24 protein-coding genes and 1 tRNA gene are annotated in these 20224 nt (G+C 71.7%); 16 read left to right on the top strand and 9 right to left on the bottom strand.

Annotated elements, in window-relative coordinates; genetic code table 11:
* Positions 1 to 80: 80 nt before the first annotated feature.
* From ACIRDU_RS12130 to ACIRDU_RS12140, 3 genes are read right to left on the bottom strand one after another with little or no spacing between them, the layout of a single operon-like run.
* Positions 81 to 560, bottom strand: coding sequence for a cupin domain-containing protein (locus tag ACIRDU_RS12130; RefSeq protein WP_403577574.1), 480 nt, complete (start codon positions 558 to 560; stop codon positions 81 to 83).
* On the bottom strand, positions 557 to 1165 hold the full coding sequence (locus ACIRDU_RS12135; RefSeq protein ID WP_403577576.1) for a GNAT family N-acetyltransferase: 609 nt from the start codon (positions 1163 to 1165) through the stop codon (positions 557 to 559). The genes ACIRDU_RS12130 and ACIRDU_RS12135 overlap by 4 nt, the downstream gene beginning before the upstream one ends.
* Complete coding sequence (locus ACIRDU_RS12140; RefSeq protein ID WP_403577578.1) at positions 1158 to 3254, bottom strand: penicillin acylase family protein; 2097 nt, start codon at positions 3252 to 3254, stop codon at positions 1158 to 1160. The genes ACIRDU_RS12135 and ACIRDU_RS12140 overlap by 8 nt, the downstream gene beginning before the upstream one ends.
* Before the next feature lie 83 nt (positions 3255 to 3337).
* Between ACIRDU_RS12140 and ACIRDU_RS12145 the strand changes: the two genes are divergently transcribed.
* On the top strand, positions 3338 to 4060 hold the full coding sequence (locus ACIRDU_RS12145; protein ID WP_403577580.1) for a siderophore-interacting protein: 723 nt from the start codon (positions 3338 to 3340) through the stop codon (positions 4058 to 4060).
* Between the two features lie 78 nt (positions 4061 to 4138).
* On the opposite strand, the gene ACIRDU_RS12150 is transcribed toward ACIRDU_RS12145, so the two are convergent.
* Positions 4139 to 4732 (bottom strand): HhH-GPD-type base excision DNA repair protein, encoded by a 594-nt coding sequence (locus tag ACIRDU_RS12150; protein ID WP_403577583.1) that lies wholly within the window; start codon positions 4730 to 4732, stop codon positions 4139 to 4141.
* Positions 4733 to 5117: 385 nt separating this feature from the next.
* Here ACIRDU_RS12150 and ACIRDU_RS12155 point away from each other — a divergent pair, with 385 nt between their 5' ends.
* Complete coding sequence (locus ACIRDU_RS12155) at positions 5118 to 5456, top strand: hypothetical protein (protein WP_403577586.1); 339 nt, start codon at positions 5118 to 5120, stop codon at positions 5454 to 5456.
* Between the two features lie 83 nt (positions 5457 to 5539).
* Entirely contained in the window at positions 5540 to 5695 is a 156-nt protein-coding gene (locus tag ACIRDU_RS12160; protein WP_403577589.1) for a hypothetical protein, read from the top strand.
* Positions 5696 to 5752: 57 nt separating this feature from the next.
* Here the strand turns inward: ACIRDU_RS12160 and ACIRDU_RS12165 are convergent, their stop codons facing one another.
* Complete coding sequence (locus tag ACIRDU_RS12165) at positions 5753 to 7354, bottom strand: helicase HerA-like domain-containing protein (protein WP_403578966.1); 1602 nt, start codon at positions 7352 to 7354, stop codon at positions 5753 to 5755.
* 106 nt (positions 7355 to 7460) lie between these two features.
* On the opposite strand from ACIRDU_RS12165, the gene ACIRDU_RS12170 reads away from it, so the two are divergent.
* Positions 7461 to 7757: a type II toxin-antitoxin system VapB family antitoxin gene (locus ACIRDU_RS12170; protein WP_003999914.1), complete on the top strand. Its 297-nt coding sequence runs from the start codon at positions 7461 to 7463 to the stop codon at positions 7755 to 7757.
* 121 nt (positions 7758 to 7878) lie between these two features.
* A complete protein-coding gene (locus ACIRDU_RS12175; RefSeq protein WP_403578969.1) occupies positions 7879 to 8496 on the top strand; it encodes a LytR C-terminal domain-containing protein in 618 nt (205 codons plus the stop codon).
* Positions 8497 to 8688: 192 nt separating this feature from the next.
* Here the strand turns inward: ACIRDU_RS12175 and upp are convergent, their stop codons facing one another.
* Positions 8689 to 9324 carry a uracil phosphoribosyltransferase gene (gene upp, locus ACIRDU_RS12180; RefSeq protein WP_104778992.1) on the bottom strand — a complete coding sequence of 212 codons (636 nt, stop codon included), beginning with the start codon at positions 9322 to 9324 and terminating at the stop codon, positions 8689 to 8691.
* A 130-nt stretch (positions 9325 to 9454) separates the two neighbouring features.
* On the opposite strand from upp, the gene ACIRDU_RS12185 reads away from it, so the two are divergent.
* From ACIRDU_RS12185 to ACIRDU_RS12220, 8 genes are all read left to right on the top strand, one after another.
* On the top strand, positions 9455 to 9688 hold the full coding sequence (locus tag ACIRDU_RS12185; protein ID WP_403577592.1) for a hypothetical protein: 234 nt from the start codon (positions 9455 to 9457) through the stop codon (positions 9686 to 9688).
* A gap of 276 nt (positions 9689 to 9964) precedes the next feature.
* Entirely contained in the window at positions 9965 to 10513 is a 549-nt protein-coding gene (locus ACIRDU_RS12190; protein ID WP_403578972.1) for a hypothetical protein, read from the top strand.
* 56 nt (positions 10514 to 10569) lie between these two features.
* Positions 10570 to 11001: a tRNA adenosine(34) deaminase TadA gene (gene tadA / locus ACIRDU_RS12195; protein WP_403577594.1), complete on the top strand. Its 432-nt coding sequence runs from the start codon at positions 10570 to 10572 to the stop codon at positions 10999 to 11001.
* Positions 11002 to 11046: 45 nt separating this feature from the next.
* Positions 11047 to 11131 (top strand) — tRNA-Ser (locus ACIRDU_RS12200).
* Positions 11132 to 11247: 116 nt separating this feature from the next.
* Positions 11248 to 11424 (top strand): hypothetical protein, encoded by a 177-nt coding sequence (locus ACIRDU_RS12205; RefSeq protein ID WP_366715726.1) that lies wholly within the window; start codon positions 11248 to 11250, stop codon positions 11422 to 11424.
* Positions 11424 to 11717: a Dabb family protein gene (locus tag ACIRDU_RS12210; RefSeq protein WP_403577596.1), complete on the top strand. Its 294-nt coding sequence runs from the start codon at positions 11424 to 11426 to the stop codon at positions 11715 to 11717. Before ACIRDU_RS12205 ends, ACIRDU_RS12210 begins: the two co-directional genes overlap by 1 nt.
* 204 nt (positions 11718 to 11921) lie before the next feature.
* Complete coding sequence (locus ACIRDU_RS12215) at positions 11922 to 12872, top strand: RNA polymerase sigma factor SigF (protein ID WP_403578974.1); 951 nt, start codon at positions 11922 to 11924, stop codon at positions 12870 to 12872.
* Between the two features lie 269 nt (positions 12873 to 13141).
* The gene (locus ACIRDU_RS12220; protein ID WP_403577599.1) at positions 13142 to 14044 is read left to right on the top strand and encodes an RNA polymerase sigma factor SigF; all 903 of its coding nucleotides are present in this window, start codon (positions 13142 to 13144) and stop codon (positions 14042 to 14044) included.
* A gap of 252 nt (positions 14045 to 14296) precedes the next feature.
* On the opposite strand, the gene ACIRDU_RS12225 is transcribed toward ACIRDU_RS12220, so the two are convergent.
* Positions 14297 to 14494 (bottom strand): hypothetical protein, encoded by a 198-nt coding sequence (locus ACIRDU_RS12225; RefSeq protein ID WP_403577602.1) that lies wholly within the window; start codon positions 14492 to 14494, stop codon positions 14297 to 14299.
* A 215-nt stretch (positions 14495 to 14709) separates the two neighbouring features.
* On the opposite strand from ACIRDU_RS12225, the gene ACIRDU_RS12230 reads away from it, so the two are divergent.
* From ACIRDU_RS12230 to ACIRDU_RS12240, 3 genes are all read left to right on the top strand, one after another.
* Entirely contained in the window at positions 14710 to 15198 is a 489-nt protein-coding gene (locus ACIRDU_RS12230; RefSeq protein ID WP_403577604.1) for a MarR family winged helix-turn-helix transcriptional regulator, read from the top strand.
* A gap of 13 nt (positions 15199 to 15211) precedes the next feature.
* Complete coding sequence (locus tag ACIRDU_RS12235; protein WP_403577607.1) at positions 15212 to 17752, top strand: MFS transporter; 2541 nt, start codon at positions 15212 to 15214, stop codon at positions 17750 to 17752.
* Between the two features lie 90 nt (positions 17753 to 17842).
* The gene (locus ACIRDU_RS12240) at positions 17843 to 18664 is read left to right on the top strand and encodes a YceI family protein (protein WP_403577609.1); all 822 of its coding nucleotides are present in this window, start codon (positions 17843 to 17845) and stop codon (positions 18662 to 18664) included.
* Here the strand turns inward: ACIRDU_RS12240 and ACIRDU_RS12245 are convergent.
* Together ACIRDU_RS12245 and ACIRDU_RS12250 are read right to left on the bottom strand one after the other, a co-directional pair.
* Complete coding sequence (locus ACIRDU_RS12245) at positions 18647 to 19348, bottom strand: ANTAR domain-containing protein (RefSeq protein WP_403577611.1); 702 nt, start codon at positions 19346 to 19348, stop codon at positions 18647 to 18649. The two genes, ACIRDU_RS12240 and ACIRDU_RS12245, sit on opposite strands and share 18 nt — an antisense overlap.
* A 57-nt stretch (positions 19349 to 19405) precedes the next feature.
* Complete coding sequence (locus ACIRDU_RS12250; RefSeq protein WP_403577613.1) at positions 19406 to 20128, bottom strand: ANTAR domain-containing protein; 723 nt, start codon at positions 20126 to 20128, stop codon at positions 19406 to 19408.
* Positions 20129 to 20224 lie beyond the last annotated feature (96 nt).

Here is a 20224-nt window from a genome sequence, read left to right on the forward strand (position 1 = left end):
TGGTTCTCCGGGGTCGGGCTGGACGGCTCCGGGTTAAGTACGGACGGGATCGGGGGAGCGCTCAACGGGGCGGGGCGTGGCTAAGGAGCAGGTCGGGACAGACCTGCGACGGCGGCCGCCACTGCCGGATAGCGTGCCGTCAGCTCTGCCGCGTCGCCGTGTTCGTAGCCCTCGAAGGTGAAGCCCGGGGCCATCGTGCAGCCGAACAGGGTCCATGAGCCGCCCTCTCCCACCCTGCCGCCCATCCACGTGCCCGCCGGGACCGTGAACTGGACGTGCTGGCCCCGCAGGACGTCCGGTCCGAGCACCACCGTCCTCGTGCCGCCGTCCGGGTCGAGCAGGAGCAGCTCCAGGGGGTCGCCCCGGTAGAAGTGCCAGATCTCGTCCGTCGGCAGGCGGTGGAGGGCGGAGAAGTCGTCCGCCGTCAGGAGCGCGACGATCGCCGTGCCCTCCGGCCTGCCGTCGGGGCGTTCGGGTCCGGCCCAGGTCTGGCGGAACAGGCCGCCCTCGCGTGGGATCGGCTCGAGGCCGTAATGGGCGATGAGGTCCTCGGGGGTCACCCGGGAAACAGTATCTCCCGGTCGAGGAAGGCGAGCTGGGCCTTCTTCTCCGGCAGGTGGACGTCCGGGAGGTCGATCTCCGGCAGGAGGACCACCGGCCCGGGAGTGAAGCCCATCGTGAGGAAACGGGTGACCGCCTTCTCGTTGCGCACGTCCGGGTCGACCACGACCCGTCGGCGGTCCAGGCCGAGCAGGACGTACGCGGCGACGGCCGTCACCAGCCGGGCCGTCCAGCCGGGCTGTGCGCCGCCGGGGCCCGCGGGAGCGAGGAGCAGGTGGACGCCGATGTCGCCGGGGCGGACGTCGTAGCACTCGCTGACGCGGTCGGCCTCCGGCTCATAGGTCTGGAGGAGTGCCACCGGCTCGCCGTCCTTGACGACGAGGTAGGCGTGGTGGGTGTCGAGCGTGGCCATGTGGGCGTAGATCCCGGCGACCTGTTGTTCGGTCAGCTCGGTCATGCCCCAGAAGACGGCCCGTTCCTCGCTGACCCAGCGGTGGATCACGGCCGCGTCGGCCCCGGGGTCCAGCGGCAGCACGCGGACGGCGCCGAAGCCGTCGATCAGCTGGTCGTGGACGGGCGTGCGGGAGGCGTACGGGTCAGGCATCGGTTTCCTTCTTCAGCCGGGTCCAGTCGGTGACGACCGGGACGAGGTCTCCCCCGAGCCACAGGGGGAGCTGGTCGCGGTGGTGGGGCGAGCCGGGGACGCCCGAGGCGCCGAGCGGGACCACCCAACGGCTGTCCTCGCGCCGGGCCAGGTCCCAGACGTACCGGGCGGCCGGGCCCCTGGCGGCGCGGTCGGTGAGGCCCGGCACCCCCGACGTGCACAGCACGCAGTCGTGGTCGCCGGACAGCCCCGGCTCGTCGTAGGGCTGCTCCGGTTCCAGCGCCCGCCAGGGGGCGAGCCGGTGGGTGTCGCCCCAGACCCCGGCCGGCGGGCGTACGGCGACTTCCTCGAGCGCGGCGCGGACGGCCGCCGGGCGGTCGATCCCGTACAGCTCCTCGGCCCGCAGCAGGTGTTCGAGGGCGAAGGCGACCCGGGGGACGAGGGCCAGCCAGGGCTGGAAGACGTCCGGGTACGCCGGTGGTGTGGCGAGCGCGGTGAACACCGGGTGCGCCGCGAGCCGCCGTACGACCGCTGCGCGCACAGCCGCGTAGAGGGCGGCGTCGGCGCTGCCGGCGTCCATACGGCGGTCCCAGCCGAGGAGCCGGTCCCTGAGGGCGGTGGCCTCGGGGGTGAGGTCGTCGAGGGCGTCGAGGTGCTCGAGGAGGGGGGACGCGGAGGCCAGGTGGGTGTCCATGTGGATCGCGGGCATGCCGGCGGCGGACCAGCGCTCCTTGCCCGCGAGCAGCGCGGCGATGCGGTCGGCGCGGTGCGGCGGGGCGAACTCGACGCCGAGGGGTCCGGACGGTCCGCGCTGGTTGGCCATGACGGCGACGCCGTCGGTGAGACCGCAGTGGGGTGTCTCGTGCCATCCGTGCCACTCGTGGCCGGGCTCCCAGGCGGGCACCATCCGCAGGGAGTTGGTCGCACTGCGCCGCGGCACCCGCCCGGCCACGCGGTGCAGGACACCGCCCTCGGTGTCGGCGGCCTGGACGACGTTGACCGGTTCGGCCCAGCGGTCGAAGGCCCGGTCCACGTCGGCGACCCGGCGGGCCCGCAGCAGCGGCAGCAGGGCGCCGAAACCGAGGTCGCCGGTGACGCGGGGCGGGTAGCGCAGGCTGATCGCCACGGGCACGCCGGAGGGGTCCGACGGGTCGGCCGGGTCGCCGTCGAGCCCTTCGGGGCCGCCGATGATCACCGGCCCGCGGTCGGTCTCGATCACCTCCACCTCGACCGGCTCCTCGCCCGCCACCTCGACGCTCTCCGTGTGCCGGGCCGCCCGCCGCCAGACCCCGTCCGGGCCGAGGGCCTCCACCCCGGCCCCGGTGCGCCGCAGCCGCTCGCGGTAGAGGTCCTGGTAGTCGGCCATGGCGTTGGTGATGGCCCAGGCGACCGTGCCGGTGTGCCCGAAGTGGGCGATGCCGGGGACACCGGGGACGGCCAGGCCCACGACGTCGAACTCCGGGCAGGCCAGGTGGATCTGCTGGTAGACGCCCGGGTCCTCGATCCAGCGGTGGGGGTCGCCGGCGATGACCGCCTGCCCGGTGACCGTCCGCTCGCCGCTGACCAGCCAGCCGTTGCTGCCGGAGGTGCCGGGGCCGTCGGTGGCGAAGAGGCCGATGGCGTCCGCGCCCAGGTGGGCGGCGACCTGCTCGCGCCAGAGCTTGGCCGGGAACCCGGCGAAGAGGATGTGGGTGGCGAGCCAGACACCGAGGGGGGTCCAGGGATCCCAGCGGCCCGGGGCGAGACCCGTGCGGGCGAACTCGGGAGCGGTACTGCCGGCCAGCCCCTCGTTGACCCCGTCGACGTACGCGCGCACCCACCGCGCCGTCTCGGGGTCCTGTCCCTCCAGGTCCGCGAAGCAGCGTCTCGCGGTGTCGTCGAGGCGGGCCCGTCTCGCGAGCCGGTCCCAGGCCAGGGCGCTCTCGCCGAGGAAGGACGCGGAGGTGCCCTGCGCCCGGTGGCGCTCGACCTCCAGCTGCCAGGCCCGGTCCCGGGCGGTGACGAGGCCCTGCGCATGGGCGAGTTCGGCCGCGCTGCCCGCGCGCAGATGCGGGATGCCCCAGGCATCACGGTGGATCTCGGTGGCCACGCTGCGCCGCCCCTCTCTTCTTTAGGTTAGCCTTGCCTAAGTCAAGGCTGTGGCCGGAATCGTACGCGAAGGGGCGGAAAGCGATGGGGCAGGGGCGGGGTTGGGAGGGCGCGGTCCTCAAACTGCTGCGCGGCAAGGACTTCGAGTTCACGGTGACGGACGTCGAGGACGTCACCCCGGACTACCGGCGGCTGCGCTTCACCGACGGCGGTCTGCTCGCCGCGACCGGGGTGCACGCCACCATGTGGGTACGACTGTGGTTCGACAACGCGGGCAAGCCGCACCAGCGGGCCTACACCCTGGTCGACCCGGACGCCGAGGCCGGCACCTTCGGCCTGGAGTTCGCCCTGCACGAGGGGTGTGCCAGCGACTGGGCCAGGGCGGCGAAGCCGGGCGACACCATCGAGGCGACCGTCCAGGGCACCGGCTTCGAGCACCCGGACCCCGCGCCCTCGCACGTCTTCGCCGTCGGCGACCCGGCCTCGCTCCCGGCCATCAACTCGCTCCTGGACGCCCTGGGGTCCGCCCCGGCCACCGTCTGGTTCGAGGGCGGCGACGACGACCTGCCGTACCGCACCGACCCGGCCCGGCACGAGCTGCGCAAGGTGCCCCGCCAGGATGCCGGCGCCCACCTGGTCGACCGGGTGAAGTCGGACCTGCCGGGCCTGCTCCAGGGCACCTCCGACCCGTACGTCTGGATCGCCTGCGACACGGCGACGACCCGGACGCTCGCGGCGTACGTCCGCAAGGAACTGGGCCTGCCCAAGCAGCGGGTGCACGCGCTGGGCTACTGGCGCGCGACGTAGGCACCGGGCGGTCCGACGCTCGCGTCCTGCCGTCACCGGGCCGGGGCGGATGCGAACGCCCGTCTGCCGGGGTGACGTCTACGCGCCGGAGGCCTTCGCGGCCTTGGCCGCCGCCTTCATCTCCTGCTTGTGCGCCCTTACCTTGACCAGCGACTCGGGGCCGGTGATGTCGGCGACCGAGCGGAACGAATCCGGATCGCCGTAGGAGCCCGCCGCCTCCCGCCACCCCGTCGGCCGCACGCCGAGCTGCTTGCCGAGCAGCGCGAGGAAGATCTGGGCCTTCTGCTTGCCGAAGCCCGGCAGCTCCGCGAGCCGCTTCAGCAGCTCCTTGCCGGTTCCGACGTCCTTCCAGACGGCCTCGGCGTCACCGTCGTAGTGCTCCACGAGGTACTGGCACAGCTGCTGGATCCGCTTGGCCATGGAGCCCGGGTAGCGGTGCACCGCCGGCTTCTGCGACAGCAGCGCGGCGAAGGCCTCCGGCTCGTGCGCGGCGATCTCGTGCGCGTCCAGGTCGTCGCCGCCGAGCCGCTGGGCGATCGTCGCCGGGCCCTTGAACGCCCACTCCATCGGAACCTGCTGGTCCAGCAGCATGCCGACCAGCGCGGCGAGGGGGCTGCGGCCGAGCAGCGCGTCGGCCTCGGGATCCTGGGCGAGGTGAAGAGTGACGTCCATGCCCCGATCATCCCCCGGGGCGGGCCCGGCCGCGTCCGGAGCCGGCCGGCACACCCGGTGTCGCTCTCCCGGCCCGTTCCGGGTGGCGGGCGTCTGCGGGCCGGTCCAAGCATGGACCATGACCGAGCCACCGAACGGCTCCCCCTGGGACCCGGAGCACGACGCCTCCGGTGACCGCGTGCCCCGCCCGCCCCAGAGCCCGGAACCCCGTTTCCCCCACGGCCCGTTCTCCGGCCGCCCGCAACGGCACGGTCACACCCCACCAGGCGTGCATGCCCCGCCAGACCAGCACGAGGGCCGCGAGGTCGCCGAGCCCGGACCCAGGGCGAGCGGATCCCGCAGCCGGGGGGATGAGCGGCATCGACGCGGCGGGGACTGACCTCCCGTGACCCCCGCACCGCAGCCCGTCGCTCGCGGCCCGCGCCGGAACGCGTGGCTGCGGGTGCTCGTCCTGCTGCTCGCCCTGCTCGTGCCGGGCGCCCACGCCGAGGCCCACGCGGGGCCGGTGGCCGTCGTCTCCGGGGAGGGCACCACCGCCGAGTGCGACGTCCTCGACACCACCCTGCGCCCACCTGCCAGAGGCTCCCGCCGCACCGCCGTCCCGCTGAGCCCCGCCCCGCTCCAGGACCCCGGGCCCGCGTACACCGCACAGCGCCCCGTGCCCGCACCGACGAACCCGCCGCACGCCCCTCGCCCCCTGCGTTCCGAGGTCCTGCGCTGCTGACAGGACCGGCCGGCCACCGGTCCGTCCGTCCCGCACGGAACCAGACGGAACCAGAACGACGAGGAACGACGAGGAACCCAGCCATGCTCCAAGACCCGTACGCGGTGCTGCGCGCCCTCCTGCGCGCGGAGGCCGCCCGCAGCGCCCCCAAGCCCCACGCCCGGCCGGACACGCGCAAGCCGCCGCACCCCCCGAAGGGACAGGGACCGAGACAGGGACAGGGGCGGGACCGCGGCTGACCCACCCTCGCGGCGGAGGCGCCCTGACGCCTCCGCCGTTCCGACGCCTCCCCCGCGCTAACGCCTGCGCCGTCCCGAACGCCGTGCCGTGCCGAACAGGGACCGCGTGATCTCCCGCCCGATCTGCGTCCCCACCGACCGGGCCAACGACGTGAAGACGCCGCTCTCGACCACCCGCTCCGCCCTGGACGGCCGCTCCTTCGCCCGCCCAGGCCGCCCGGTCGCGGCGTCCCGCATCTCGTCGGGCCCCTTGGCCCCGCGTCCGCGTTCCAGCCGCTCGTACGCCGACTCCCGGTCCACGGCACGCGCGTACCGCTCGTACAGCGCGGACTCCACGACCGTCCGCTCCAGGGCTTCCTGCCCGAGCGGCCCCATCAGCGACTCCGGCGCCCGCAGCCGGGTCGCGGCGACCGGGGTGGGCGCGCCCTTCTCGCTGAGCACCGACACCACCGCCTCACCCGTCCCGAGGCCGGTCAGCACCTCTTCGAGGTCGTAGGGCGACTTCGGGAAGGTCTTCACCGTGGCGCCGAGGGCCTTGTGGTCGTCGGGGGTGAAGGCGCGCAGGGCGTGCTGGACGCGGTTGCCGAGCTGGGCGAGGACGTCGGCCGGTACGTCCTTCGGGGTCTGTGTCACGAAGAAGACCCCGACCCCTTTCGAGCGAATCAGGCGCACGGTCTGCGTGATCGACTCCAGGAACGCCTCGGAGGCGTCGTCGAAGAGCAGGTGCGCCTCGTCGAGGAAGAACACCAGCCGCGGCTTGTCGACGTCGCCGAGCTCGGGCAGATCGTGGAAGAGATCGGCGAGCAGCCACATCAGGAACGTCGAGAACAGCTGCGGCCGGTCCTGTACGGCGCTCAGCTCCAGGACGGAGACGACACCCCGCCCGTCCTCGGCCGTGCGCAGCAACTCGCCCGTGTCGAACTCCGGCTCCCCGAAGAAGCCGGACGCGCCCTGCGCCTCGAAGGCGGTGAGGGAGCGCAGGATCACCCCGGCCGTGGCCGCCGACAGACCACCGATCGTCTTCAGCTCCGGCCTGCCCTCGTCCGAGGTCAGGAAGGTCACGACCGCTCTGAGGTCCTTGAGGTCGATCAGCTCCAGGCCCTTGCTGTCGGCGTAGTGGAAGATCAGCGCGAGGGACTGCTCCTGGGTCCGGTTCAGCCGCAGCACCTTGGACAGCAGCACCGGGCCGAAGCCGGTGACCGTGGCCCGGACCGGGATGCCGCGGCCGATGCCGCCGAGGGCGTGGTACTCGGCGGGGAAGCCGGTCGCCGTCCAGCGCTGATGGACGTCGGTGGCCCGCGCATCGACCCGGGCGTCCGGGCGGCCCGGCGCGGCGATCCCGGACAGGTCGCCCTTGATGTCGGCGAGGAAGACGGGCACGCCCTGGGCGGACAGCTGCTCGGCGATCAGCTGGAGCGTCTTGGTCTTGCCGGTGCCCGTGGCGCCCGCGACCAGACCGTGCCGGTTGAGCATCGCCAGCGGCACCCGGACCTGCGCGTCCGGCAGGCACCGCCCGTCCCACAGCAGGGCGCCCAGATGCAGGGCCGGGCCGGAGAAGGCGTAGCCGGAGGCGATCCGCAGGGCCTCCTGGGGAAGGGCGGCGGCGCGCTCGGACACCTCCGGAGCGTGAGCCGACGGCATCGTCTCGCGGTCCGGCATATTCACGCCCCTGTTCCCGGTTCGTACCGCCTTGTGGGGTTTTTTTCAGCGTCGCACCTCGGCGCCATGGCTGCGCCCGGAAGGTCTTGACCGGTAGGCTTTCCGTGTGATCTTCAAGCGCATCGGAAACGGCCGGCCGTACCCCGACCACGGCCGGGAAAGCACCCGGCAGTGGGCGGACGTCGCGCCGCGCCCGGTCCGCCTCGATCAGCTCGTGACGACCAAGGGTCAGCTCGATCTGGAAACGCTGCTCGCCGAGGACTCGACGTTCTACGGCGACCTCTTCGCGCACGTCGTGAAGTGGCAGGGCGACCTGTATCTGGAGGACGGCCTGCACCGCGCAGTGCGAGCGGCACTCCAGCAGCGCCAGGTGCTGCACGCGCGCGTGCTCGAGCTCGACTGATCCCCGCCGGTCGCGGGTTGGCCCTTTCGGGTTCCACTGGGCGACGTCGAATGATCATCTAGTAGGCATCGTCGCCCGGGCGCACTACGCTGCGCTCATGAGCATGCTGACTCCCCCCGGCATGGGCGGCAAGTACCGCATCACGGGCAACAAGTACCCCCGGATGCGCGGGCCCCGGCGGCGCGGCAGGCTCGTCGTCCTGACCGTCACGTCCGTCGTCGTCCTCGGCGTGGGTGGCTGGGGCACGCTGCAGCTCATCGACGCCTTCACCGGCGGCGGCAGAAAGGCTTCGGCGGCCGGTGACGGGACGGACTGCGGCGTCAAGACCAAGGCGAGCCCCTCGCCCGGCGCCAAGCCCCTGCCCGAGCCGCGCACGATCACCGTCAACGTGCTCAACGCCACCACCCGCGGCGGCCTGGCGAAGAAGACCGCCGACGAGCTCAAGAAGCGCGGCTTCAAGATCGGCGACGTGGGCAACGCGACCAAGGAGTACGACAAGAAGGTCAAGGCCGCCGGGCTGCTGCTCGGCCCGGCCAGCGCGCTCGACACCTCGCTGCCCGTGCTCGGCACCCAGCTCCCGGGCGCCGAACGGCGTACCGAGGCGGCCCGCAAGGGCGCCGCCGTCGACCTCGTCATCGGGGACGGCTTCAAGGAGCTGGCGAAAAGGCCGGACGCCGACCGGGCCCTGACCGAGCTGGCCAGGCCCGAGCCGGCGCCCACATCGAAGAAGAGCTGCTAGGGGGTGTCCGCAAAGTCGCGTCGTTCGCCCGGAGGGCGGGCCCCGCGGCGTTCGGTGCGTGCTCTCGGCGTGCCGGGCGGACACCCGCGTACTGGTTGTACTCGGGTGTTCGCCCGGTGCGGCGAGAGTGCGTGCCGGGCGTCGCGGGGCAGGCGGGACTTCGCGGACACCCCCTAGGGAGCCCTGTCCGGCCTACTCGGCCGCCCCGTACATCCGGTCCCCCGCGTCTCCGAGGCCCGGCACGATGTAGCCGTGCTCGTTCAGCCGCTCGTCCACCGAGGCGGTCACGACCGTCACCGGCGTGCCCGCGAGCTCGCGCTCCATGATCTCCACGCCCTCCGGAGCCGCCAGCAGCACCACGGCCGTCACGTCGTCGGCGCCGCGCCGGATCAGCTCCCGGATCGCCGCGACCAGCGTGCCGCCGGTGGCGAGCATCGGGTCGAGCACGTACACCTGACGCCCCGACAGGTCCTCCGGCATGCGCGTCGCGTACGTGGAGGCCTCGAGCGTCTCCTCGTTGCGGATCATGCCGAGGAAGCCCACCTCCGCGGTCGGCAGCAGCCGGACCATGCCGTCCAGCATGCCGAGACCGGCTCGCAGGATCGGCACCACCAGCGGCCGCGGGTGGGACAGCTTGACGCCCGTGGTCCGCGCGACCGGCGTCTGGATGTCGACCTGTTCGGTGCGCACGTCACGCGTGGCCTCGTAGGCGAGCAGGGTGACCAGCTCGTCGGCGAGACGGCGGAAGGTCGCGGAGTCGGTGCGCTGGTCGCGCAGCGTGGTGAGCTTGTGGGCGACCAGAGGGTGGTCGACGACGTGGAGACGCATGTCCACAACATTAACCGGGCGGGTCGCCCGGACCGCACGGCAAGCCCTCGTCCGGCCGTCGCCCGATCGCTGGCGTCAAACCGCCCGTCCGGGGGAAGGTGGGAAAGACGGACTGGGGGTGGTGAACCTGATGCCCGACCGGAAATTCCGAGACGATCCGTTGCCCCGCACACGGCCGGGGACGAGTCCAGAGCCCGACCGGGCGGACGGGACCGAGGAGTCCGACGCCGAGCGCCGCCGGCGTCGCGCCCGGTTCCTGCGCGACCTGGCCGAGGCCCGGGAGCTGCGCGACCGCGTCCAGCCGCGCCGCGCCAAGACCGCCCGGTTGCGCCACGCGATGCGCATGCGCACGTTCCGCTGGTAGGAAACGGGTGAGGAAACCTCCGGCAAAGATCACGAACCGCGCGGAGGTTGTCGCGGGTGACCGTGCGTGGAGTGGGGTGAAGCGGCGTACGATCCGCAGGTGGCGGCAACGAGCGCGCGGGCAGAACTGCCGGACACAGGGTGCCGAAGACGTCCCCTGAACGCCTTGTTTCTGCCACGATTCCGAGTGGGTGGGGCTCGGACGAGCACTCCCCGCCCGTAACCTCCGCCGGGGGGACCCCCAACCGGCACGCCTATGACCAGTGGGAGAGTCACGGTGTACTTCGCCGCACTGCTCGCGCGCACCGAAGACGGGTGGGAAGCGAGCGACACAGAGCTCGACGATGTGGAAACCCTGTCGGATCTGGCCGACCTGGCCCGTGAAGCCTCCCCCGACGAGGACACGGTGCTCGTGCTCATCGAGCAGGAGGACGCCTGGTTCGGCGTCGTCCGCGTGGACGGCGAGGAAGACCCTCGCATCTACGTCTCGGACGCCGCCGCCGCTGCACGCAGCAGCTACGGCGAGATCCTGCTCACCGACGAGCTGCTCGGCCGCGATCCGGACGACGGGGACGTTCTCGACGCCCTCGACCTCGACGGCACCGAGGACGGTGAATCCGACGACGACGAGGACGAGGACGATGCCGACGGCGCCGCCGGGGCCGCCGCCTCCACCGAGGTCGTGCCGCACGGCCCGGTCGGCGACGCCCTGATCCTGGACGACCTCGGCGTGAGCGAGAAGGAACTGCGCCTGATGTCGACGGACGCCGTCACCGAGATCGCCGAGTCCCTGGGCGCCTCGGAGACCCTGGAGGCCGTCCGCTGACCGGTCGTGCCGCCCCGGCACCGCCGGATCCGGTCCGGGACCCCTGGCGGCCCGCGATGGGACTCGCCCTGGACGAGGCCGCCGAGGCCGTCCGGGGCGGGGACGTCCCGGTCGGCGCCGTCGTCCTGGCCCCGGACGGCACGACCGTGCTCGCGGCGGGGCACAACGAACGCGAGGCCGGCGGCGATCCGACGGCCCACGCGGAGGTCCTCGCCCTGCGGCGGGCCGCGGCCGCGCTCGGTGCGTGGCGGCTCGCCGGCTGCACCCTCGTGGTGACGCTGGAGCCCTGCACGATGTGCGCGGGCGCGATCCAGCAGTCGCGCGTCGACCGGCTCGTCTACGGCGCCCGCGACGAGAAGGCCGGCGCGGCCGGCTCCCTCTGGGACCTCCTGCGCGACCGGCGGCTCAACCACCGGCCCGAGGTGATCGGGGGAGTGCTCTCCGAGGAGTGCGCCGGGCTGCTCACGGAGTTCTTCCGCGGCCGCTGAATACCGATTTCAAAGCACGCGGCTCCGTGCTGTAAGGTCTCCCTCGGTAGCGTGTCCGAGCGGCCGAAGGAGCTCGCCTCGAAAGCGAGTGTGGCGCAAGTCACCGAGGGTTCAAATCCCTCCGCTACCGCTTGAGAAGGGCCCCGTCGTCAGACGGGGCCCTTCGTGCGATCAGCCCCTTCGTGTGATCGGTCCTTCGTGCGATCATGTGCGCTGCATGGGACACCAGTGACAGGGGAGGCCGCGATGGCGGTGAACGCGAAGAAGGTCGCCGTCTACGCCGTCGTGGTCTTCGCGCTGTACGTGATCATCACGGACCCGGCCAAGGCAGCCGACTACGTCCAGATAGGCTTCCAGGGCATTTCGGACGCCGCCAAGGCCCTCGGCGACTTCGCCACGTGGGTCGCCAACGGAGGAAAGTGATGATCCGCCACCTGGTGCTCTTCAAGCTCAACGAGGGCGTCGAGCGCGACGATCCCCTGGTCGTGAAGGGAGTCGAGGCCTTCCGCGCACTTGAGGGCACGATCCCCGAGATCCGCTTCTGGGAGCTCGGCTGGAACGTCAGCGACCGTCCCATCGCGTACGACTTCGCCATCAACTCGGCCTTCGACGACGCGGACGCGCTGCGGCGGTACGTGGAGCACCCGGACCACCAGGCGGGTGTCGCGCTGTGGCGGGAGTTCGCCACGTGGGTGATCGCGGACTACGAGTTCTGAGAACCCACCGCTTCGGACCGGTCCCCTGTCGCTTCGGCAGGGGGCTCTTTTGTTGCGTGGGTTGTGTTGCGTGGGCTGATTTGTGCGGCTTTCATCCCTCAACACGTAGTTATGGGGTGCTTGCACACAGTGCACATGTCTTGTGATGCTATGACCGCTTTTGATGGAGGCGTTGACGGATGAGTTGACGATGACGAGGTGGAGTTGACCGTGCTGGCCAGTACCGCACCTCAGGCACCGTCCGCTCAAGCACCGTCCGCTCAAGCACCGTCCCCTCAGACACCGTCTCCTCAGGCAGATCCGGTCCAGACAGCTCCCGACCAGGCAGCTCCGGCTCAGGCCGCGAGCCCGGAAGCCGCTCCGGCCGCTCCGGCCGCTCCCCAGCGGAGCAGTCGTGGCGCCGACACCCGGGCGCTCACGCAGGTCCTCTTCGCGCAGCTCAAGGAGCTCCAGCCCGGTACTCCGGAGCACGACCGCGTGCGCGGGGCGCTCATCGAGGCCAACATCCCGCTCGTGCGCTACGCGGCCGCCCGGTTCCGCTCCCGCAACGAGCCGATGGAGGACGTCGTCCAGGTCGGCACGATCGGGCTCATCAACGCCATCGACCGCTTCGACCCGGACCGGGGCGTGCAGTTCCCGACGTTCGCCATGCCCACGGTCGTCGGCGAGATCAAGCGGTACTTCCGCGACAACGTCCGTACGGTCCATGTGCCGCGCCGGCTGCACGAGCTGTGGGTGCAGGTCAACAGCGCGACGGAGGACCTGACGACCTCCTTCGGGCGGACCCCGACGACCGCGGAGATCGCCGAGCGGCTGCGCATCACCGAGGACGAGGTGCTGTCCTGCATCGAGGCCGGGCGGTCGTACCACGCGACCTCCCTGGAGGCCGCACAGGAGGGTGACGGGCTGCCGGGGCTGCTGGACCGGCTCGGCTACGAGGATCCCGCGCTGGACGGCGTGGAGCACCGGGATCTCGTACGGCATCTGCTCGTCCAGCTGCCCGAGCGGGAGCAGCGGATTCTGCTGCTGAGGTACTACAGCAATCTCACGCAGTCTCAGATCAGTGCGGAGCTCGGCGTCTCGCAGATGCATGTGTCGCGGCTGCTCGCGCGCAGCTTCCAACGGTTGCGGTCTGCGAACCACATCGACGCGTAACCGCAAACGTTAGCGAGAGGTCACCTGGGGGAGGGAAATCGCTCATCAGGGCGGTTGCCGACAGTTGAGAGCCGAAAGACCGTCAGACCCCTTGTTTGCAGGGCGGATTCGCGTCTCAGATGTCGACATGTCACTACAGCGTGTTGCCGACATGTGACATTCTGCGGGAAGCGCGTTTGCCGGAGCTCCGGCTCCGGTATTCAGGTGAAGGCTGCGTTCCTCAGACGGGAGCGTCCGCCGCGACCGTCCCGCGACCCAAAGGGGGTGGCATGTCCGCAGAACAGGGCAGCTCGAAGGTGCTCACGCTCGCGGAGAGCGAGTCAGCTCCCCATGCTCTCGACTCACTCGGCCCCATCGATGAGGCTCCGGCCCTCGTGGCCGAGCCCGTCCCGGTCCTTCCGACCGCGGGCGCCATCGACACCCGCACCCTGTCCCGCTCCCTGTTCCTGCGGCTGGCCGCGCTCGACGAGGACAGCCCCGAGCGTGCGTACGTCCGTGACACGCTCATCGAGCTCAACCTCCCGCTGGTGCGGTACGCCGCCGCGCGGTTCCGGTCCCGGAACGAGCCGATGGAGGACATCGTCCAGGTCGGCACGATCGGGCTGATCAAGGCCATCGACCGGTTCGACTGCGAACGGGGCGTGGAGTTCCCGACGTTCGCGATGCCGACGGTGGTCGGGGAGATCAAGCGGTTCTTCCGTGACACGTCGTGGTCGGTGCGGGTGCCGCGCCGGCTCCAGGAGCTGCGGCTCGCTCTGACCAAGGCCAGCGACGAGCTCTCGCAGAAGCTGGACCGGTCGCCGACGGTGACCGAACTCGCCGCCGTGCTCGGGGTGTCCGAGGAGGACGTCGTCGACGGGCTGGCGGTGGGGAACGCCTACACGGCGTCCTCGCTGGACTCGCCGGCGCCGGAGGACGACGGTGGCGAGGGGTCGCTGGCGGACCGGCTGGGGTACGAGGACACCGCGCTGGAGGGTGTGGAGTACCGGGAGTCCCTGAAGCCGCTGCTGGCGAAGCTGCCGCCTCGGGAGCGGCGGATCATCATGCTCCGCTTCTTCGCGAACATGACGCAGTCGCAGATCGGCGAGGAGGTCGGCATCTCGCAGATGCACGTCTCCCGGCTGCTGACCCGGACGCTGGCGCAGCTCCGGGAAGGCCTGATCTCGGACTGACACCGACGGAGGGCTGGGCGCGGCTGTCGGGGCCGCGCCGTATGCCTGTGGCCGCTTGGTGGGGGTGCGCGCGCCTGCGCCTGACGCCGGGTGGTGGGCCGGGGCCGCGCCGGGGGTGTCCGTCCTCGGAACGGCGCGATGGGTCTCACACCGACTGACTGTCCGTCGACGCGCCAACCGCTGCGGGCGCACACCCCCCGACACGTCCCCGTGCGTCGTCCGGCGGGTGCGAACCCGCCCGACGGGCCGGAGTTACGCCAGCGCCAGCCAGGCCACTGCCGCGACGATCGCCACGGCGACGACGAGGCCGAGGATGAGGCCGATGCGCGGACCGCTGCTGGAAGGTGCCGCCGCCTGACGGCCCTGCGGGGCCTCGTCGACGAACGCGCGGAACATCTGGGTGCTGCCGGCGGGGTCGTGATTGCCCTGCGGGGCCTGGTTGTTAGCCATGCCCCGAGACCCTAGCGAAAACGGCGGGGCTCCCCAAGTGGGGGTTGGGGTTCCGTTTGGGCCCGGCCGACCCGTACCGCCGGACTCGTCACCAGCGCGTTTACTCTCGCAATACTTGCCTTTGCCAAGTTTTTATGCCGAGCTCACCTCTTTTATTTGCCTGTAGCAACCAACAGCTCCTATGGTTGCCCTAAGCAACGAAAGCGGGAGGTGTCATGGCCGACAAGGCGCAGTACGAAGAGCTGGTACGCCAGTTCAGTGCCTTCGGCGCCGTGAAGCGGGAGCTCGGCCGGATCATGCCCGCCGAGTGCCCCGGCGGGTCGGCGGCCGTTCTGACCCTGCTGGACCGTCACGGCGACATGCGCATGAGCAAGCTCGCCGAGCTGCTGGCGGTGGACATGTCGGTCACCAGCCGCCATGTCGCACACGTCGTGGCCCGGGGCTGGATCGAACGCTCCCCCGACCCCGCGGACAAACGCTCACGCATCCTGCGCCTCACACCCGCGGGCCACACACAGCTCGACGAGCTGTCCCGGCGGACCACCGAGGTCCTCGCCGAGCGCCTGAGCGACTGGACCGACGAGGAGGTCGGCCAGCTCACGGACCTCATGGCGCGGCTGAGGGAGAGCTTCGACTGCCGGCCGGGGGCCCGGGCCGCACCGGCCGCTTTCGACCAGACCACCCGTACACCCGCAAGCACGTAAGAAAAGGAAGCCCATGGCAACGACCACACCAGCCGGTGTGCGGGCTCATGCCAAGCACGGGGGAGGCTCCCACGGCTCCTCCGGCGACGGCGCTCCGATGACGCACCGGCAGATCATGGAGGCCCTCACCGGGCTCCTGCTGGGCATGTTCGTGGCGATCCTGTCGTCGACGATCGTCTCCAACGCCCTGCCCCGGATCATCAGCGACCTCGGCGGCGGCCAGAGCGCCTACACCTGGGTCGTGACCGCGTCCCTGCTGACGATGACCGCGTCCACCCCGCTGTGGGGCAAGCTCGCCGACCTGTTCTCGAAGAAGCTGCTGATCCAGTTCGCGCTGGTCATCTTCGTGCTGGGTTCGGCGGCGGCCGGCATGTCCCAGAACCCGGGCATGCTCATCACCTTCCGCGCGGTCCAGGGCATCGGCATGGGCGGTCTGTCCGCGCTGGCCCAGATCATCATGGCGGCGATGATCTCGCCGCGTGAACGCGGCCGGTACAACGGCTACCTCGGCGCCACCTTCGCCACCGCCATGGTCGGCGGTCCGCTGGTCGGCGGTGTCATCACGGACACCGACTGGCTCGGCTGGCGCTGGTGCTTCTACGTCGGCGTGCCCTTCGCCGTGATCGCCCTGATCGTGCTGCAGAAGACCCTGCACCTGCCCGTGGTCAAGCGGAAGGTCAAGGTGGACTGGGGCGGCGCCTTGCTGATCACGGCGGCGGTGTGCCTGCTGCTGATCTGGGTCACCTTCGCCGGTGACAAGTACGACTGGGTGTCCTGGCAGACGTACGCGATGGTCGGCGGCTCGCTGGCGCTGCTGGCGCTGTTCGTCCTCGTCGAGGCCAAGGCGAGCGAGCCGATCATCCCACTGCGGCTGTTCCGCAACCGCACCATCACGCTGGCCTCGCTGGCCTCGCTGTTCGTCGGTGTCGCGATGTTCGCGGGGACCGTCTTCTTCAGCCAGTACTTCCAGCTGGCCCGCGACAAGTCGCCGACGATGTCCGGCGTCATGACGATCCCGATGATCGCGGGCCTGTTCGTCTCCTCCACCGTCTCCGGCCAGGTCATCACCCGGACCGGGCGCTGGAAGGGCTGGCTGATCGGCGGCGGTGTGCTGGTGACCGCGGGCCTGGGTCTGCTGGGCACCATCCGCTACGACACCGAGTACTGGCACATAGCGATCTTCATGGCGCTGCTGGGTCTCGGCATCGGCATGATGATGCAGAACCTGGTGCTGTGCACGCAGAACCAGGTGGCGCCCTCCGACCTGGGAGCGGCCAGCTCCACGGTGACGTTCTTCCGGTCCCTCGGCGGTGCGATGGGCGTCTCCGCCCTCGGCGCGGTCCTGGCCACCCGGATCACCGACTACGTCAAGGACGGCCTGGCCGACCTCGGCCCGAAGGGCGCGGCCCTCGGCCACGCCGGGACGGGCGAGGGCAACATCCCCGACCTGAGCGCGATGCCCGCGCCGATCCGCACCGTCGTGGAGAGCGCCTACGGCCACGGTGTCGCGGACGTGTTCCTCTACTCGGCCCCGATGGCGCTGCTCGCGCTGCTGGTGGCGCTGTTCATCAAGGAGGTCCCCTTGAAGACGAAGGGCGGGCTGGCGCAGGCCGCCGACGCGGAGACGCCTGCCGTGGTTCCGGCTGAAGTCGCCGTCGAGGCCGCCGAAGCGGAGAAGGCCGTGCCGCGCTGGGCCGTGGCCGAGACCGAGGCCGCCGACGGGACCGGGCCCGAGGGGACGCAGCGGCTCGCCGCCGTCGCCACGGCGGCCCCGGCCGAGGAGTCCGGTGGGGGCGGTGTTCCGGTGCGCGGTTTCGTCCGCGGCGCCGAGTCCGCGCCCGTGCCGCAGGCCGCCGTCACGCTGATCTCGCTGGCCGGGCGCCAGCTGGGCCGGTCCGTGGCGCAGGCCGACGGCTCGTACGCGGTGGACGCCCCGGGCTCCGGGTCGTACGTCCTGATCGCCTCCGCCGACGGCTTCCAGCCTCAGGCGTCCACGGTCGTGGTGAACGGCGAGCCGGTCGCCTACGACATCCTGCTCAGCGGCACCAGCGGGCTGACCGGCCTGGTGCGGGCCGCCGGGAACGGGCAGCCCGTCAAGGACGCCATGGTCATCGTGACCGATGTGCGCGGGGACCTGCTGGCCAACGGGACCACCGGTGAGCAGGGCGAGTTCTCCTTCGCCGAGCTGGTGCCGGGGGCGGTGACCGTCGCGGTGAACGCCGCCGGGTACCGGCCGCGGGCCCTGCCCGTCGAGGTCGGCGGCACCGGCGTCACCCGGGTCGAGATCGACCTGGACGCGGGCGCCCGTGTCCAGGGTGTCGTCCGCGCCCCGCACGGCCCGCTGGCCGACGCCCGGGTGACGCTGGTCGACCAGGCGGGCAACGTCGTCGGCTCGGCCACCACCGGGACGGACGGGGCGTACGCCTTCACCGACCTGGACGGCGGCGAGTACACCGTCATCGCCACGGGCTACCCGCCGGTGGCCACCGCCCTGACGGTCACGGGCGCGGGCACCGACGCCCACGACATCGAACTCGCCCACCCCGGCGAGTAGCAACGACCCCGGCCCGTGACAGGTGGGCGCGCTCTGAGCGGAGGTGCGCCCCCTGTCGCGGGCCGGCTTCTTCTTCTAGGAGTAGCTGAGATGGGACTGACCGCGAGGATCCGTACCCGGGACGGATGGGCCGTGTCGCACGCGGTCGTCACGGTGGCGGACATGACCGGTGCGCAGGTGCTGCGGGCCGAGGCCGACGCGGAGGGCGCCGTACGGGACGCGACGCCGCTGGAGCCGGGGGCGTACACCGTGATCGTCACGGCCGTCGGGTACGCGCCCGCCGCGTCGAGTGTGATCGTCACGGCGAGCGGGCGGGCCGAGGTCGGCTCGGTGACGCTGGCGCGGCAGGGCGGCACCGAGCTGCCGCCGCCCGGCCCGTGGACCGTCGACCCGGTGCACTCCAGCGTGGCCGCCGTGGCACAGCACCTGGGCATCTCCAGCGTGCACGGCCGGTTCACGGAGTTCTCCGGCTCGATCGAGATCGCCCCGGACGACGTCACCAAGTCGCGCGTGGAGGCGGTGATCCGGGCCGCGTCCGTCGACACCGGCAACGGCATGCGCGACGGGCATCTGAGGTCGCCGGACTTCCTGGACGTCGAGCGGTTCCCGGAGATCACCTTCCGGTCGACGGGGCTGACGGCGACCGGGTCCGACCGGTGGACCGTCCACGGCGAGCTGGGCATGCACGGGGTGGTACGGCCCGTGGACCTGGATCTGGCCTACCTCGGCACGGGTCCGGACCCGTGGGGCGGCATCCGCGCGGCGTTCCGCGCCACGACCGAACTGCGCCGCGAGGACTTCGCGATGAACTACAACCAGGTCCTGCAAGCCGGCATCGCCGCCATCGGCACCACGCTGAAGGTGGAGCTGGACATCCAGGCCGTGCAGGGCGAGTCACTGCCGGCGGCGTGAGTCCGGGGCGGACACCTTCGCCACCAACTGGCCGCACAGGTCCCGGAGCTTGACGTTCCGGTCCTGCGAGACGCGGCGCAGCCGCTCCAGCGCGTTACGGGCGTCGATCCGCTCCCGGGCCATCAGGATGCCGATCGCCTGGTCGATGACGCTGCGGGAGAGCAGCGCGGTGCGCACGTCGGCCGCGGACTGCCGCCGGCTCTCGATGCGCAGCGCCATGTCGATCGCGTCCCCCGCCCGGGCCGCGAAGGCACGGGCCGCCTCCCGGCCCGTGCCCAGTTCCTCCGCCCGCACGCCGTAGAAGTTGATCGCGGCGCCGCTCCCGCCCTCGACGGCCACCGGCACCGCCAGCACACAGCGCACGCCCGCGGACAGGGCGTACTCCGTGTACGACGGCCAGCGGGACTCCGCCGTCAGATCCGGGGCGTACTGCTCCTCGCCGGTCTCGGCCGCGTCGACGCAGGGCCCCGAGCCGTTCTCGTACTGGCGCAGGTCCAGGCCGCTGGGCATGCCGTCGCTGCCGGCCAGGGTGAGCAGCCGGCCGGCGCGGCGCACGGTGATGCTGCACGCGACGGCGCCGGGCACCTCCTGCACCGCGCGGTCGGTCAGATCACGCAGCAGGGTGTCGAGACCGCTACTGCGCACCATCGCCTGGTCGAGCGTGTCGGACGTCTCGGAACTCATGACCGTACGGGTATCCCGTCACCATCCGAACACGCCTCCTTCGTATCTCACCCCACCTCAGGGGGTGGTGTGAGCACCGACGATCCGGCGTGCGAGATCGCGCAGCTTCACGTTCTCCCGCTGGGAGGCCCGCACCAGGCTCTCGAAGGCCGCCGGGGCGTCGATGCCCTGGCGTTCCATGAGGATGCCGGTGGCCTGGCCGATCAGATCCCGGGTGTGCATGGCCTCGGTGAGCTGCTCACGCACGGTCGCGGAGTCCAGGGCGATGCCGACGTGCGCGGTGAACAGCCGGCCGATGCGGGTCGCGTCCTCGTCGAAGACGCCCGGTTTGCTCGCGTAGGCCGTGAGCACGGTCAGCCGGCGGCGGTCGGCGCGCAGCCGCAGCGACAGCGCCGAACGCAGTCCCAGGGCCGCCAGCGCGTCCCAGCCGTCGTCCGCCTCGCTGTCCGTTATCCGCGCCACCGGGCTGTTCCACAACTGGTCCCACAGGACATGCTGTTCGCGACCGGCGTGCCGGGCCTCGACGGACCGCACGACCTCGTCGGTCCAGGCGAGGGTGCGGAGCTTGTTGCCGCGCTCGATCACGGAGATACCGGCGTGCTCGGCGCCCGGCATGAGGTGCACGGCCAGCCGGACCGCCGTGCGCAGAGCGCTGTGCGGCGTGAGGGTTTCGTGCAGTTGCTGAGAAGCCACCGTCAAGGCTTCGGCCAGCTCGACGCCAGCCGGATAACGGGGCAAATCAGGAAACTCGGACGCAGCCACCACGAACCTCTTCGGCATGCACGGCCATGGCCGTGCGCAGGAGAGCTCCGCAGCACATTCCCGACTGCGAGCACAGGACGGACAGCACTCTAACTGTTCGGTTGCCTCCAAGTG

This window comes from Streptomyces sp. NPDC093598 (assembly GCF_044764825.1).
Taxonomy (GTDB): Bacteria; Actinomycetota; Actinomycetes; order Streptomycetales; family Streptomycetaceae; genus Streptomyces.